Genomic DNA, 14888 nt, shown 5'->3' with positions numbered 1-14888 from the left:
TGTTTCCTTTTATGCTCGTAAGAGTCGTTGATAGTTTGCCTCTAAATCGGCAAGGGTATAGGCATTTTGACGCAAATCGTAGAATGTACCATCCTTTTCGGCGATAAGGGTCGGGTAGCTCGTCACGCCCATCTGTGCAGCCAGGTTAAAGTCCTCGTCAGCAAGGCTATAGTTATCCCAAGAAGCTGCAAGTTCTTCGTTTAGGATTTCAGGGAGTTGATAGGTTTCGATTAGTTCCGCATAGGTTCCCAGGTCGCTTAGGCTTTTACCTTCTTGGAAGAATTTCTTCTGCATGGCATAAACAAAGGCAACATGTTCTTGCGGTGCTAAGTACGCTTTGATAAGACTATAAGCGATGGCTGGGTGATTAGAATTGATTACCAGTTCACCCTTATTTAACTGGCTATTGTAAGCTTCAGAAAACGCTGCACCGTAGATCGATTTGATTTGCTCGTTGCCAGATTTCATAAAGTCGTAGGTTGATAGTGGCTTGATACGCTTACCTGTAAACAAGCCACCGGATGTGATGTGAACTTCTAATTCAGGGTGTTTTTCCATAAAGGGCGTGAAAATCCCTTCAAAACCATAACACCAACCGCAGTAGGCATCCCAGATGTAGTAAAGTTTCATTTGATACCTCTTCCTTTCAATTATAGTCCTATTATAAAGTGTACAGTTTATTTGTAAAGTAGGTATTTTTGTTATAGTTACTATCTTTTTGGATAGAATTGTGTCATATCATCGATTATTTCAAAAAAATTATAAATTAGCATTGTATTTTTAGCTTACTTTACTTTTTATAAGTATCTTGTTATAATATCGTACACATAGAAAGGTGAATCATGGCTACATTTACAAAACATACCGTTCCAGACTGTCCTTATGTGACTACACAGAAAGTTCTCTCGGGCAAGTGGTCTATTATCATTTTGCATTTATTGGAAGAAAAAGCTGTGCGTTTCAACGAATTGCACCGCCAGATTGGGGGTATTTCTCAAGCGACCCTGACCAAGCAGCTCCGTCAGCTGGAAGAAGACGGACTCATTACTCGAAAAGTCTATGCCCAAGTTCCACCAAAAGTGGAGTACGAGCTTAGCGGCCTTGGGCAGGAATTTATTAGTGTCCTCGACCAGATCAGTATCTTTGGGAAAAAATATATTGAATTTGTCAAAGAAAAAGAAATTTGAAGTCAGAGGAATTCATTGATATGGAATACTCCTTTTTAGATTCAATGGATTGGAAAAATTCATTGTTATATTTTTTTCAAATACATTAGAACCGCAGACAACATTTTTCTTGATTCATTGATAACCTTTGAGGGGAATCAATGAATCAAGAATAGGATAAGAGATTATCTACTGAACTAATTTCTTGGAATAATGGTAGTTGAATAAGATAGCTAATGTATAAATGATGAATTATCATTAAAATACGTTGTCAAAATGTTTTACTGGTCCATGATATAAATTGTTAGGAATTATTTATCTTGAATTCAATATAACATAATGGATAAGAAGTTAACTGAGTTGATTCAAATTACCTGAAATTCAATCACATTTTGACAAAAATAAAAAGCATTTAAAGACCGTTATTAAAGCTTTATTTAATAATTTGAAATAATGTCCTGACAAACCAGGTCTTAAAAAGCCCGTAAAGCATCACAATTCTCAAAACGTTAATATATACTTATATATCAACATTTGGAAATACTTCATGGTTCACACCATGGGGTGTTTTTTAATTTTTTAGAGTATTTACCCCCAAAATTGCTCTTAATTTATGCTTAGAGTGTTAAGTTCATGAAAAGAATGATTTCTAAACAAAAATAAAAAACACTCAAAAATGAAATAGTTGGTCATTTTCGAGTGTTAGTTGTTTAGCAAAAACTAATTATAAGCAAATGTAAAATAACAAAATAAGACGGTAGTTGCAATCCGGAAAGGAGCAACTAAGATTTGTCTAGGTTTGAAATATTGATGATAATGTTCGTGATGAGTAATTAATTATATCACTCATGAAATTAATACTTAATCTTATCAGAGAGTTCAAAAATGTTCTCCAATAATTTGGCAAGGTTTACGGTTATTTTTTTAAATAGATTGCAACCACAGTCTTAATTGTCTCTGATATAAGCACTTTATAACTTATTTGTAATCAAATTTTAACATATTATAGAAATGGACGCAAGATGATTTTTTGAAAAAAGTTCAATCGATTTAATGACAATGAATAGGATTAGGTTTTTTATGATTAATCTCTTGGTTTACTTAGAAATGATTTTGGCAGATAATCTATGTTGGGGATTACATAAAATTTAATATTTTATAGAAAGTGGAATATTTAGTTTTAGTGCCTTTTGAAGCTCTTCATCAACTGCAAAGAGATAAAGTCCATTAACACCTCGTGTCAATAGAACGTTTAACTCATTTTGTAGTAATGTTTCTCCAAATGATTGTTTCCGTCCGTCTGACAAAGTTCTACGTTCTATAGCTTTAGCATTTTTACTTTCACTAGGATCAAAAATAACTTGTCCATTGCGGTATTTAACGGAAGGTCCAATAATGACTGCAGCATAGTTCAAATCAAATCCTTGGATGGTATACGTCGACCCAACTTCATCAATTGTTTGTGCTTGCTCTGCCCAAGATAAATCTTTTACTTTTCTAGTTTTAGGTAATTGAAGATTCCAAGGTAGTTTGAAGTCTCCTATTTCAACATAATAATAACCTTCTTCTGATTTAGAGTTTTTAAATGTCCAATCATAAGTTGCTAAAAGTCTGGAAATACCATTATCTTGGTTTAATGATTTTTTCTTAATTTCTGCATACATTTCTGTTGGTGAATCAAAAACTTTTAAATCATAAGTATTATCAGGAATATAAGGTTTAATCTGACCATCATCTATGAATTGGCGTATCCAAGTAATTGTTGAAATATTAGCATTAATACGCATTTGATTCTTTAACTTTATGGTATCTCGAGCATCAAGACGAATTTCAGCTAAATCCTGTGATTCCCAAATTTGCTCAGCTGTTAAAATTTGTTTCTCATCAAAAACAGCTATAACTACTTTAGCATTTTCCAGAATATCCTTTAGATGATTCTTTCCACGATAAGATTGTTTTCCGCGAGTGAGTAGTAAATGGGCCTCGTCAATAATGACAATATCAGCCTTTTGGTTACGTTTAGATTGCTTATTTATGAAACTTGTTGGCTTAGCTACAACAGGCATTTGATTTTTATTTTTAAGTCCTAATTTTTTAGCTAATTGTTCGTAAACAACTAATTGTTGTTCATGATTGACAAGTAAATGGATAGATAATTCATTACTTTTTATAGGAAGCGATTCATCACTAAACAAATCATACAGTAGATTACTCATTAATACAGTTTTTCCAGAACCAGCTTCTCCTTCAACTAATAATAGTTGCCCTTCTAAATTTTGGCTTAAAATTGAAATAGTTTTTAGGATTATCTCATTTTTAGCTTCAATTTGCTCGTCCGTTAATTTATGAAATGGAGAAGCTTTAAACAAAGCTGAATCTCTAATGATTGATTCAGTCGGAAAAAGTTCAGGGTTCGTACGATGCAATTTTCTCCATACTTTTGAAAATATTGTTTCCATTGTTTCAGAAGTATAGTAGTTATTTTGTGGATTCTCTTTTCGATTATTAACTTTTACTACAGCTTCAACACTAGATAGGTAATGTAATAGCTTATTTTCTATATCTAAGGTAAGAGATTTATTGAAGTATTTATGCCCTATAATGAACATTTCCGCAGTTGCTGAATCACTTAGCTCTATGAAATCTTCTCTCCCGTTACGAATATCATCATATAAATGTTGTTTTGTTCGTCGACCGATATCGTTTGTCTCTCCAATATATACGATATATTTAGACTTTTGTTTACTATCTTTATCATTAATAATATATACGGTTGGATAGTCTAAGATTAAAGATTGATCATTTTCATTAAGTTTTTGAGATTTGATAGAATTTAAAGTGAGTGAGTCATAGTTAATTTTAGTTATTACTGGACTGTAATGGTTATTTAGTGACATTTTTTCTCCTAAATAATTGATAGTTTTATTTTACCATAATTCATTATAATGTAATATGTTATGATAGAATAATAAATAAGAGGTGTATGATGAAAAGTATAATAAATGAAATAAACAATTTTAGAGATGAGCGGGAATGGCGACAATTTCATAATGAAAAAGATTTAGCTATTTCTGTTTCATTAGAGGCAAGTGAATTACTAGAACTATTTCAATGGAAAACAAGTGAAGAAGTTATTCAAACTAAAAGTGAAGATTTAAAAGAAGAAATTGCGGACGTTGTAATTTATGCATATATGTTGGCTGACAATTTAGGGTTTGATATGGAATCAATAATCAGGGAAAAACTGGCAAAAAATGCAGAAAAATACCCAGTTTCGAAAAGTAAAAATAGTAATAAAAAATACACAGAATTATGAATGTTGAGCGAAAAAAGTCAGATTGAAACTTGAAGGTTGTACCATAAGTCTAACAAATACAACTACTGATCAATATGGAGTTTGACTTTTTGAAAGATAGGATAATACTGGCAGATACAAGCATAATGGAAGTTCTCTAGCCATCGAAGAAGATATACTTTGAAGATTTAAAGGGGTGTCTGATCTCGAAAGGTGTTTCTGAATTTGAAATAAAAAAGTTGTAAAAGCTTATCTTTATTTACATATTATTCCGAGAGCTATTTTTAGCTCTCTTTTTTTATCCTATTTTCCATTTCTTGATAGAAATCAATTTATTTGGGGCTGGGCTTGGATATACTGGAGTCAGTTAGGAGGTAGTTGTGATGCAAAAATGGTTATCGTCGTATCGGAATTGGTTGACTGCTGTGACTGGAGTTCTTATTGTGGGCGCTTTTGCTCAGGAGTGGTTGTTTGGGAATGAGGGGTTGTCGGCTTTCTTGCTTTTATTGGCGTCCTTGGTTGGAGGTTTTCCGATTCTTGTTCAGGCTTTTCAGGCGCTGAGGGTTGGGGTGGTTAGTATTGATTTGCTGGTGACACTTGCGATTCTTGGGGCTTTTGTTATTCAGGAGTTTGAGGAGTCGGCGATTGTGGCTTTTCTCTTCTTGTTCGGGGCTTTTTTGGAGCAGCGGACCTTGGCCAAGACGCGTTCGGCCATTAAGAATTTGGTCAACTTGGTGCCTGAGACTAGCTTTCGGCAGACCGAAAATGGTGATTTCCAGGAAGTTGGTGTGGATGAGATTGTTGAGGGTGATCTTCTTTTGGTCAAAACCGGAGGTAAAATACCGGTTGATGGTGTGATTACGTTTGGTTCTGGTAATGTGAATGAGGCTAGTATCACGGGAGAATCCGTTCCGGTTGCTAAAACAATTGGGTCCAGTGTTTTTGCTGGGACTATTCTCGAAAATGGGACTTTGCAGCTTCGGACGGAGAAAATTGGTGATGAGACGACTTTTGGGAAAATTATCGAGTTGGTTGAAGAGGCTCAAGATTCCAAGTCCGAAGCAGAACGGTTTATTGATCGCTTTTCGAAATACTATACGCCGGCTGTTCTTGTCCTTGCCATTTTTGTTTGGCTTTGGGCCCAGAATATGCAATTGGCTGTTACTATTCTGGTATTAGGTTGTCCCGGTGCCCTTGTCATTGGGGTGCCAGTTTCCAATGTTTCAGGGATTGGTAATGGTGCTAAAAATGGTATTTTGTTCAAAGGAAGTGACGTTATTAATCACTTTAGTAAAGTTGATACCATTCTCTTTGATAAGACGGGGACTCTAACTTATGGAAATCCTCAAGTGACCCAAGCTATTCACTATAGTCATAACAGGAACTATGTGGAACGCTTGTTGGTGAGTGTTGAGAAAGAATCGGATCATCCTTTAGCAAAGGCCATTACCAATTATTATGAAACTCCCTTTGTTGACGTCGTTGATTCAACAGAGGTGGTGACTGGTGGTGGTATTGTTGCCCAGATTGGACAAAATCAGGTCCTTGTCGGCAATCGCTATTTGATGGAGCAATATAAAATTCCACTTAATAAGCAGATGACAAGTGATATAGAAAGCTTGGAGGCCCAAGGTAATTCTTTGGTTTTAACAGCTGTCAATGGGCAATTAGTACTTGTGCTTGGTATTAGGGATCGGGTTCGTAAGGGGGTTAAAGAAGACTTCGAAACATTGAAAAAAATGGGGGTTAAGAACCTAATTCTCTTATCTGGTGATAATCAAGGGACAGTTGATTTAGTTGCCAAAGAATTAGCTTTAACGGAAGCTTACGGACAATTGCTTCCGCAAGACAAGGCGGAATTTGTGAAGCAACGTCAAGCAAAGGGTGAAATTGTTGCCTTTGTTGGTGATGGTATTAATGATAGTCCTTCTTTAGCCCTTGCTGATATTGGTATCGCAATGGGTGGCGGAACCGATGTTGCCATTGAAACCTCTCAGGTGGTCTTGATGCATTCTGATTTCCATAAGATTCCGCATGCCATTGCTCTTGCCCGAGCTACGCGATTCAACATGATTGAAAATATTGCCATCGCTTTATTCGTAGTAGTGACACTTTTGGTCAGTGTTCTCACCAGTTCTTGGATGAATATGGCGATTGGTATGTTTGTTCATGAGGGAAGCATTCTGGTAGTTATTTTAAATGCAATGAGGCTATTAACCTATAAAAAATAAAAAACTTGACCTTTATCAATTTTATTTAAATGGCGTCGTTCTATACTGGAGCTATGATTAAGAAAGGAATTTTGAAAAATGAAAAAGACAATTTTACAACTTGAAACCTTGGCTTGTCCAAGCTGCATGAAAAAAATTGAAGCTGCCATTAAATCGGTTGCTGGTGTTGATAAGGAGACTGTCAAAGTCCTCTTTAATGCCAGTAAAGCCAAGCTTAGTTTTGATGATAATGTGACAAGTAGTGCTGAGATTGCAAAAGCAGTGGAGGCTATTGGTTACACTGTCCTAAAAGTTTCCGAAAAATCGTAAGGAGAATGGATTATGTTAAAAGAGTTTTTTGAAAAAAATGATGAGTTGCTTGATTTATACACCAATGCAATTACTAAGGCACATGGGAAAAATCATCCCGAGGTTTTTGAGGTCCGTCGTAGTTATCAGGCTATTCAAGAAAAGATGCAAGAAAATCAACTTGATTTAGCACCTGAATTTGGGCAAATCCGTCAGCTAACAAATGACTATGCTATTCCAAATGATGCTTGTCCAACACTTACTAAAACCTATCAAGTCTTAGAAAAATTTGATATACTATCACAAAAGTAGCTTATAGAATTAGAAAAGAGGATTGCCATGGATCACCATATGTGTGTGACACTTGTTCCCTTATTCAACCATTTATCGGTGGAAGAGCAAGCCGAAATTAACAAACTCGCAAGCCATAAACACTATCAAAAGAATGAGACCATTTTCCAACCAGGTGATGACCAATTGGATATCGTCGCGCGAGGTTCCATAAAGGTCTATCAGTTATCGGCTAATGGGAAAGAGCAACTCTTACGTGTCGTTGAACCTGGTGGTTATGAAGGTGAAAACCAGCTTTTCGGCATTGAAAATGAAACACTGTTTGCGGAAGCTTTAGAGGATACGGAAATCTGCACCATTAGCAAGCAGGCTTTTAATCAAGTCATGCTCAAAAATCCCAAAATTGCCATTAAACTCTTTGAATTAAGTGCCCAAAAAATGGTTCAACTGGAAAAGCAATCACAACTTTTATCAATGGAACGGGTTGAAGAACGCCTAGCAAATTACTTACTTGATTTAGCCAAAGTGACTGAAACAGATCAAGTGACTCTGCCTATGAAAATGAAAGATATTGCCCAATTTTTGGGCACCACTCCGGAGACCCTCTCGCGAAAATTTTCCTTATTTGAGAGTCTAGGCTATATCAGCAGAACTGGTAAAATAGTAACTATTCTTGACCTAGATGGATTGCAAGATATGTGAGTGAGATAGAATCGGACTCAATTTGTAAATGAGCCGATTGCTGTAATATTTTTTCTGTTCCCCTGAACTTTTTGTCCATCTTTCCCCCATATTTTTAAATCAATTTGTGATCTTTTGACCGCTTTGGGGTTGAGAGGTCTTTTTTCATGACTGTCTATGGTAAAATTTGGGTATTAGTAAATCAAGAAAAAGTGAGGTTTTAGCATGGAATTTAAGTCTTTGATGATATTGCTTCCTACACGGATCAGTTGGATCAGATGTTGGATTTTTACGTTAACAAACTGGGGATGACTAAGAAGTCTGAGGTTAACTATTCTGTTTATTTGAATCGGGATGACCGGCCGGCTTTGCAGGAGATTGCGCGTGATGAGCCTGACAGAATTTTTAATAGTTACCTTGAGGCTGCTCCCGGTCAGTTTATTGAGCTTTTTACGGCTCATGCGACTCAGAAGGAGCACACGCAGTGGGATGAGCATAAGGGCTGTTCGCATTTTGCCCTTTTGGTGGACGATATTTTCAAGACACGCGATCAGCTTCTAGCGGCTGGTGTGGAGCTGGTTCACGATATTTCCAAGGGTCCGTCCGAGACCTACCAGATGTGGCTTCATGATCCAGATGGTAACTATTTTGAAGTGATGCAGTATACGGAAAAATCCATCCAGCTTGTTGGTAACTGCTAGTTGGTTTTGACGTCTAAAACAGATTCTGTCTGATGAAGGCTCTGGCAGAATCGAAGGGAGTAAATAAGAATGTCTCAAGATTTACTGGTATTGGCGCAGCAATTCTCCGAGGAAGATAAGGCAATTTTGGCGGCGATTGAGCAGCGTTTGGTTTTTCAGGTTTTTGATAGTCAGGCGGCTCTGGCTTTGGGGGCACTTTTGGTGGAGGAAGCGGTGGCATTTGGTGAGGAGCCGGCCATTCGGATGGAGCGTTTGTCTGATGGGGCAGCGATTTTCCAATACATTGGCAACTCTGGTGGGGAGCGCAATATTGGTTTCGCTGAGCGGAAGATGGCTGCTGTTCGATCGACGGGTTATTCTAGTCTCTATTCACTAGCCCTGTTGGGTGACAATCCGCAATTTTTAGATTTAGAGGCTACTTTGCCTGTGGCTGGAGCTATTCCTATCAGAGTAGATGGGGCAATGGTGGCTATTTTAGGGATTTCCGGTTTGCATCATGGCAATGACCACCGGCTCTTAATGGTGGCTCTGTCCAAATATTTGGGAGTGGATTTACCGGAATATGAGGGATTGATTATTTAAGATAAAGCATCCAAGTATGCTTTTTTTTGTGCAAAAAACCTTTGATCATCAAGTGGTTGACGGTGCTCCAGCAGCGGAATTTTTGGCAACCATTATTGACTACTTAGAAGATCCTTTCCAACTGTTATTTTAATCAATATGAATGGTTGCTTGTAATAATGACAATGAGATTTAGTTTAGAATATTGGGCAAATAAATAAAAGTAGTTATTAAAGTTAAACAATGAATCGAGGAAATTTTTTATGAATGAAGTTTCTATTGTTACAGGTGCTGGTCAAACATTGGTAGTTGACGGGGAGTTGTTTTCCATTAAGTCTAGAGAACATAAAAATTAATAATCTTTTCTATAAAAATCACTGCATTAACTAGCAGTGATTTTTGGTTATGATATATTTAAAATTTGTTATGATTAATTTACTTCTCAAGTGCATTTATTAATTTCATTATTTTTTATCTGGAAAATAGTATTTAAGTTTTGGAATCAGCAATTTGGGTACAAAGAACTAAAAATAACTACTTTGAAAATATATTTCTCCATTTTATAAGCTCCGAAAACCGCATTTTTGATAACCCCTCTGCGACCATATTGTAATACATAGTACGATTTTTGAATGAGAAATGCTGAATTATTACTAGTTTATACCATATTACGCCATATATTTCAGTTGTCAGAGAAAGCCAGGTCTTAAAAAAGCCTGTAAAACATCACAATTCCCAACACGTTAATCTGTTTCGAATATACAAAAATCATTCTCCGTTGGAGGATGCTTTTTTGTATTGCAAATTTAGTGATAACTTATGTCTAATATTTGTTATAATTGGGTTTACATATATTTTCCAAAATATTTTAGTTGATATAGAAAAGGAAGTAATTTCATGTTTATATTTAATGATAAAGAAAATACTATTGAAACAGACCGTTTGTTATTGAGAAGATTTACTCTTGATGATAGTCAAGCTGTTGCACACATTTGTAATTCAGCAGCTATTCAAAAGAACACGCTGACTTTGCCTGATCCTTATACAGAGGAGTCTGCTATTGAGTGGATATCTAATCAAGAACAAAACAACAAACAAGATAAGTGCTATGATTATGCTATCACTGATAAAGTTACTGATCGTATTCTTGGATGTGTCAGTTTAGCTGTTTTTAAAAATGGCTATATTGCTGAGCTAGGTTATTGGATTAGTCCTGATGTGTGGAATAAAGGGATAGCTACAGAGGCTGCGAGAGCACTTATTAAATATGGCTTTGAAATTAAAGAATTTCATAAAATAGTGGCCAAGCATTTCAAGTATAACGGTGCATCTGGCAGAGTGATGGAAAAAACGGGCATGAAAAAAGAAGGTACTCAGGAAAAGCATGTTTTGAAGAATGATCTGTACGAGGACATTGTTTTATATGGCATTATCAATCCTCAGGAATCCTAATTTTATATGTCAATCAATCTTAAGTGTTTTCTCTCTTTGGCTTATTGCTTTAATATCATCGAAGCTAATGAAAAAGAAAGAATCAAAATAAAAAATAAGGCGTCCATTTAAAGGGATGCCTTATTTTTTTATTAACTTAAATCTGGTTAGTAAACATATACTTTACGCCTTCATATGATTGACAAAATCATAAAAGTCGTCTATGTTTTTCAAGTTCTGGTTACAGATGGCACTATCTCGGCAGATGTAGTCGCCTTTTTTGGTGTAGGTACCGTCGCCTGAGGTTTTTGATTTTAAAAGGAATAAAGAGGTTTCAGTTTCTTCTTTACAGATTTTACAGAAGCCTTTGACTTTGTCTGTTGAGAGGTCTCCATAGAAAGCAGCGCTTTTGTTGTTATCTTCATAAATGACATATTTTCGGTTAGAGGATTGCTCATTCCAAGCTAGATAAATAATTTCTTTTTTATCATAAGTTTCAAAATTGGGAACTTTTAATTTCTTTACCTTTCGGAGTAGTTTAGTGATTTCTTTATTTGATGGAATGGTAAAGGGTTCCACCCGCACTTTTAAATCTTCTAATAAGTTATCTACTTGGCGGTGAGATATTCTTTTATCTGCTAAGTTTGTCATAAACATTTGAGAATCAATCTCATGTTCAATCAGGATTGCACCAATTTCGAGTAATGTTTCTTTAATTAATAAAGCATAGTTTAAATAATCGTTTGTTTTATAATAGTTTATTAGCTCTTTAATCAACCCCTTGATTTGATTAAATTCATAGACTTTTAAATGTGACAGCTTTCTTTCCCCCCATTAGCAATTTGTATGGCATATTATAACAGTTAAAAAGGAGTTTATCTAGCAAGAAGACAGATAAATTCTGTTTTTCTTTCAACTATTTAGCGTAAAGTGTTATGATAGAAAAAATAGGCAAGGAGCTTGGTTAATGAAAGAAAAACTGATAACATGTTTATTTGTGGGTGAGGTATTACTAATTTTTGTAGGGATGGGTTTTGACTTATATAGTTTAAAGCTTGGTATCAAAGATATCTTCTACAACACTTGGATATCTGATCCAATTACCAATGAGACCAATACGGTTGGGACTTTCTCAGCAATGGCCCTAATGGTTGGGACAATCTTCTTTATCTTCATTCCATTTATGATAAAAGATGATATTGAACATAAAAAGTTTCATCCCTTTACCTACTTGATGTCATTAGCCAGTCTAAGCTATTGCCTATATATTTTAAGCAAAGGTATTCCTTATATATTCAAATATTTTGTAAATAGTTAGTAGAAACATGTTGTGTTAGCACCACATGTTTTTTATATGTCAAATCATTTTTCAATGTTAATTTTCTCTAAATATTTAATTATAATTGTAGTATACTAGTCTTAAAAGGAGAAAATGAAAGGGGTTTTATGGGATATTCACGTGTGGCAAAAAAGTTAAATGAGGCAAAAAAACCCAAGAAACAACAATTCAGTTTAAGAAAATCATCAGTGGTTGGTGTTGCCTCGGTAATTGTCGGTACAGTTGGCTTTTTATCAGGAACAGTGCAGGCGGATGACTTAACTGATTCAACTACAACCAGGTCAATGGAGGTTGTTACGAATGATTCGAGCAATAGTGAAACGACAAATATTTCTGAACAAGTTACTTCTTCAAGTCAACCAGTTTTATCAACTGAAGTCATTGACCAACCAGTAGTCGCTGAAGTTGGAACGAATCCTCAAACTGAGGCTAGTAATGAATCTACAAGTCCCTCGAAGGAATCTGACGCTACTTTGGTAACATCGAGTGAAGCAATTGCTATCGATGCATCTACTCAAAAGTCAGAACTAAATAGTAATACAGAAAGTTCAACTCCCGAAATAGAATCAGTTCCAAGTGCTCCAACTGAAGTCACAAATCAGGTTCAAACTCAAACTGCTATCCAGTCAAAAAGTGTCGCACCAGTCGAAACAGTCTCAGCTGATGTGAGTGGTCATGTTTTAAAAATTGTCTATAATGGGCAACTAGAACCAACTAAGAAGATAAAGTATGCAGTTTGGACAGATAATGCTGGCCAAGATGATTTAGTTTGGTATACTGCTGATCAAGTTGGTGCGGCATATATTGATTTATCTAAAAAACATAGAGCATATGGGCTATATAATATTCATACCTATTCACAAGATGTAACAGGTAAAATGTCTGGCTTAAATGCGAGACAATTTACTATTCTTAAACCAACAGTAAGTACATCGTTTAACGTACAAACTAATGGTATTGTTGATATTGTCGTTTCAAATGTGAGAGGTGATATTAGCTCAATTAAAGTTCCTGTTTGGTCAGATTTAGGTGGCCAAAATGATATTAAATGGTATCAAGCTACTCAATCAACTGATGGAACATACAAAGTTTCAGTAAAGATTTCAGATCATTCAAATGATACTGGCCATTTTGCTGTTCATGTTTATGGGAATAGTACAATCACGAATAGTCAAATCGGATTAGGGACAACAGAAGGTTTTACAATTGCTACCCCAGACCCCAAAAATGTAGTGTCAGCCGTAGTAGCTAATGATGGTTTCCACCTAGCATTAAATTCGAATGTTGTTAAAGAATTTACCAAAGTGAAATTTGCTGTTTGGTCGGATCAAGCTGGTCAAGATGACCTTCATTGGTACACAGCCAATGCTCAGGGTCAAGTCATTGTTCCTTATGTTAATCATAGTAATTATGGTCTATACAACATCCATACCTATAGTTTTGAGTCGGGAAGTGCTAAAGGTCTAAATACAAGAACAATTACAGTACCAAATCCAACTGCTAGCGCAGCCATTACACAGAAATCAGATCTTGAATTTTTAGTATCAGTTACGAATGTCCCAGCTTATATCACAAAAGTTATGTTACCAAGTTGGAGTGAAATTAATGGCCAAGATGATATCAAGTGGGTGACGGCAAGTAAGCTAGCTGATAATAGTTACCAAGCCATTATTAATATTGGAGATCATAAGTATAATTTAGGTCATTATTTAGTTCATATATATGGCTATAGTCAAATTGGTTCTAAAACAGTTGGATTAGCTGGGACATCGGGATTTGATGTCAAATCACTACCAGCTCAAACTGGTCAACTTACTATTTCACCTTTAAACAATTCTAACTTTACCTTCACTGCCACAGTATCAAATGTCTATAGTGCAAAAGGGGTAAAAAATGTTAAATTTGCTGTATGGTCTGATAAAAATGGACAAGATGAGTTGCAGTGGCTGTCAGCTCAAAAAAATTCAGCTAGTACTTACAGTGCCGTCATTGATCTTGAAAAGCATAAATTTGATAGCGGACTTTATCATGTTCATGTTTATTATGATTTAATGTCTGGTGAATTTGTAGGACAAACAAGTGGGACAACTACTTTTTCATTGCCGGCTGTTAGTGGTGTTGCTGCTAAAATTGATGGGACTAATGGTTTTGTTCCAAGTGTTTCAATTCGTAACTTATTAGCTAGTGCTATAAAAGTTATCACTGATCAAGGTTATCAGGTCGGATTTACAATGTTTGACGCAATATCTAAACAAGGTCTATCCTACAATAGTAATCAGAAATTTTATGTAGCAAGTTCAATTAAGGGAATTTATGTAGCAAGTCTAGTAGCTCAAAATCCATTAGCATTCAATACCAACTACACTGCAATTAAAAATATCCTTTATTATTCTGACAATGATGCTTACGCCAACTTACGAGCTACTTACGGAGCAGGTTATATTGCGAACTGGATGGCCAAAGCTGGCGTAGATACAAGTTTATCTGTACCAGGTTATCCTTATGTTACGTCAAATGAATTGGCCAAAATGTGGGGACAAAATTACTCATTTTTTAATACAACAACCAAAGGGAAAGAATTATCAAAACTCTATGAAAACCCTAATTTATCACCAATTCATGCTGTTTTAGGATCATCATATAGGACAATGAGTAAAGCTGGTTGGATTGGCATGACAGGTTATCATGCTGCAAACGATGCTGGTATTGTTTCGACTGGAAATGGAGACTACATTATCTCAATCACAACAAATGCGGATGGCAAATTAGGGTTACTGAACAACCTTGTTTCTGCATTGAACACTGCTTATAAAGAAATTTGAGTAAAGTGAAAAAAGACTAGTTCCTGCTAGTCTTTTTTTGCCATAGCCCTAACCTATTATCCTGATAAAAAATAGATAATAC

The 14888-nt window shown here is 35.6% G+C and carries 14 protein-coding genes and 1 pseudogene; 12 read left to right on the top strand and 3 right to left on the bottom strand.

The genetic code is table 11. The annotated features are described in order from the left end of the window. Nucleotides 1–9: 9 nt before the first annotated feature. Entirely contained in the window at nucleotides 10–630 is a 621-nt protein-coding gene (locus SPB_RS08085) for a DsbA family protein (RefSeq protein ID WP_003104066.1), read from the bottom strand. Nucleotides 631–842: 212 nt separating this feature from the next. Between SPB_RS08085 and SPB_RS08080 the strand changes: the two genes are divergently transcribed. Beyond that, complete coding sequence (locus SPB_RS08080) at nucleotides 843–1187, top strand: winged helix-turn-helix transcriptional regulator (protein WP_003104606.1); 345 nt, start codon at nucleotides 843–845, stop codon at nucleotides 1185–1187. 1127 nt (nucleotides 1188–2314) lie between these two features. Here SPB_RS08080 and SPB_RS08075 read toward each other — a convergent pair. After that, nucleotides 2315–4063: a DUF2075 domain-containing protein gene (locus SPB_RS08075; protein ID WP_003106075.1), complete on the bottom strand. Its 1749-nt coding sequence runs from the start codon at nucleotides 4061–4063 to the stop codon at nucleotides 2315–2317. An 89-nt stretch (nucleotides 4064–4152) separates the two neighbouring features. On the opposite strand from SPB_RS08075, the gene SPB_RS08070 reads away from it, so the two are divergent. The 9 genes and pseudogenes from SPB_RS08070 (at nucleotide 4153) to SPB_RS08035 (ending at nucleotide 10666) form a co-directional block, all read left to right on the top strand. Beyond that, nucleotides 4153–4482 carry a nucleotide pyrophosphohydrolase gene (locus SPB_RS08070; RefSeq protein ID WP_003103171.1) on the top strand — a complete coding sequence of 110 codons (330 nt, stop codon included), beginning with the start codon at nucleotides 4153–4155 and terminating at the stop codon, nucleotides 4480–4482. A gap of 362 nt (nucleotides 4483–4844) precedes the next feature. Further along, nucleotides 4845–6692 carry a heavy metal translocating P-type ATPase gene (locus tag SPB_RS08065; protein ID WP_003102459.1) on the top strand — a complete coding sequence of 616 codons (1848 nt, stop codon included), beginning with the start codon at nucleotides 4845–4847 and terminating at the stop codon, nucleotides 6690–6692. A 78-nt stretch (nucleotides 6693–6770) separates the two neighbouring features. Next, nucleotides 6771–7001, top strand: coding sequence for a heavy-metal-associated domain-containing protein (locus tag SPB_RS08060; RefSeq protein WP_003103457.1), 231 nt, complete (start codon nucleotides 6771–6773; stop codon nucleotides 6999–7001). Between the two features lie 12 nt (nucleotides 7002–7013). After that, complete coding sequence (locus tag SPB_RS08055) at nucleotides 7014–7292, top strand: hypothetical protein (RefSeq protein ID WP_003105500.1); 279 nt, start codon at nucleotides 7014–7016, stop codon at nucleotides 7290–7292. A 27-nt stretch (nucleotides 7293–7319) separates the two neighbouring features. Then, entirely contained in the window at nucleotides 7320–7973 is a 654-nt protein-coding gene (locus SPB_RS08050) for a Crp/Fnr family transcriptional regulator (protein ID WP_003102662.1), read from the top strand. A 227-nt stretch (nucleotides 7974–8200) separates the two neighbouring features. Beyond that, nucleotides 8201–8653, top strand: coding sequence for a VOC family protein (locus SPB_RS08045; protein WP_037621214.1), 453 nt, complete (start codon nucleotides 8201–8203; stop codon nucleotides 8651–8653). Between the two features lie 69 nt (nucleotides 8654–8722). Then, nucleotides 8723–9235 (top strand): heme-binding protein, encoded by a 513-nt coding sequence (locus SPB_RS08040; RefSeq protein ID WP_003104884.1) that lies wholly within the window; start codon nucleotides 8723–8725, stop codon nucleotides 9233–9235. A gap of 37 nt (nucleotides 9236–9272) precedes the next feature. Beyond that, nucleotides 9273–9368, top strand: a pseudogene (locus SPB_RS11095) (2-oxo acid dehydrogenase subunit E2); the annotation flags it as partial. Between the two features lie 743 nt (nucleotides 9369–10111). Beyond that, nucleotides 10112–10666 (top strand): GNAT family N-acetyltransferase, encoded by a 555-nt coding sequence (locus SPB_RS08035; protein WP_003104068.1) that lies wholly within the window; start codon nucleotides 10112–10114, stop codon nucleotides 10664–10666. A 162-nt stretch (nucleotides 10667–10828) separates the two neighbouring features. On the opposite strand, the gene SPB_RS08030 is transcribed toward SPB_RS08035, so the two are convergent. Then, on the bottom strand, nucleotides 10829–11464 hold the full coding sequence (locus tag SPB_RS08030; protein WP_139058236.1) for an elongation factor G-binding protein: 636 nt from the start codon (nucleotides 11462–11464) through the stop codon (nucleotides 10829–10831). Nucleotides 11465–11612: 148 nt separating this feature from the next. On the opposite strand from SPB_RS08030, the gene SPB_RS08025 reads away from it, so the two are divergent. Both SPB_RS08025 and SPB_RS08020 read left to right on the top strand, forming a co-directional pair. After that, on the top strand, nucleotides 11613–11963 hold the full coding sequence (locus SPB_RS08025) for a hypothetical protein (protein ID WP_003105326.1): 351 nt from the start codon (nucleotides 11613–11615) through the stop codon (nucleotides 11961–11963). A 128-nt stretch (nucleotides 11964–12091) separates the two neighbouring features. Continuing rightward, nucleotides 12092–14806: a GBS Bsp-like repeat-containing protein gene (locus tag SPB_RS08020; protein ID WP_003103978.1), complete on the top strand. Its 2715-nt coding sequence runs from the start codon at nucleotides 12092–12094 to the stop codon at nucleotides 14804–14806. Nucleotides 14807–14888 lie beyond the last annotated feature (82 nt).

This window comes from Streptococcus parauberis NCFD 2020, from assembly GCF_000187935.1.
GTDB classification, from domain to species: domain Bacteria; phylum Bacillota; class Bacilli; order Lactobacillales; family Streptococcaceae; genus Streptococcus; species Streptococcus parauberis.
The sequence above is the reverse complement of the archived record's forward strand: the minus strand, read 5'-3'. Positions and strand labels throughout refer to the sequence as shown.

Excerpts from the sequence above, each read along its gene's own strand:
- SPB_RS08040 (WP_003104884.1), top strand. The coding sequence starts at position 8,723 with ATGTCTCAAGATTTACTGGTATTGGCGCAGCAATTCTCCGAGGAAGAT.
- SPB_RS08055 (WP_003105500.1), top strand. The coding sequence starts at position 7,014 with ATGTTAAAAGAGTTTTTTGAAAAAAATGATGAGTTGCTTGATTTATAC.
- SPB_RS08075 (WP_003106075.1), bottom strand. The coding sequence starts at position 4,063 with ATGTCACTAAATAACCATTACAGTCCAGTAATAACTAAAATTAACTAT.
- SPB_RS08060 (WP_003103457.1), top strand. The coding sequence starts at position 6,771 with ATGAAAAAGACAATTTTACAACTTGAAACCTTGGCTTGTCCAAGCTGC.
- SPB_RS08020 (WP_003103978.1), top strand. The coding sequence starts at position 12,092 with ATGGGATATTCACGTGTGGCAAAAAAGTTAAATGAGGCAAAAAAACCC.
- SPB_RS08025 (WP_003105326.1), top strand. The coding sequence starts at position 11,613 with ATGAAAGAAAAACTGATAACATGTTTATTTGTGGGTGAGGTATTACTA.
- SPB_RS08050 (WP_003102662.1), top strand. The coding sequence starts at position 7,320 with ATGGATCACCATATGTGTGTGACACTTGTTCCCTTATTCAACCATTTA.
- SPB_RS08065 (WP_003102459.1), top strand. The coding sequence starts at position 4,845 with ATGCAAAAATGGTTATCGTCGTATCGGAATTGGTTGACTGCTGTGACT.
- SPB_RS08085 (WP_003104066.1), bottom strand. The coding sequence starts at position 630 with ATGAAACTTTACTACATCTGGGATGCCTACTGCGGTTGGTGTTATGGT.
- SPB_RS08080 (WP_003104606.1), top strand. The coding sequence starts at position 843 with ATGGCTACATTTACAAAACATACCGTTCCAGACTGTCCTTATGTGACT.
- SPB_RS08070 (WP_003103171.1), top strand. The coding sequence starts at position 4,153 with ATGAAAAGTATAATAAATGAAATAAACAATTTTAGAGATGAGCGGGAA.
- SPB_RS08035 (WP_003104068.1), top strand. The coding sequence starts at position 10,112 with ATGTTTATATTTAATGATAAAGAAAATACTATTGAAACAGACCGTTTG.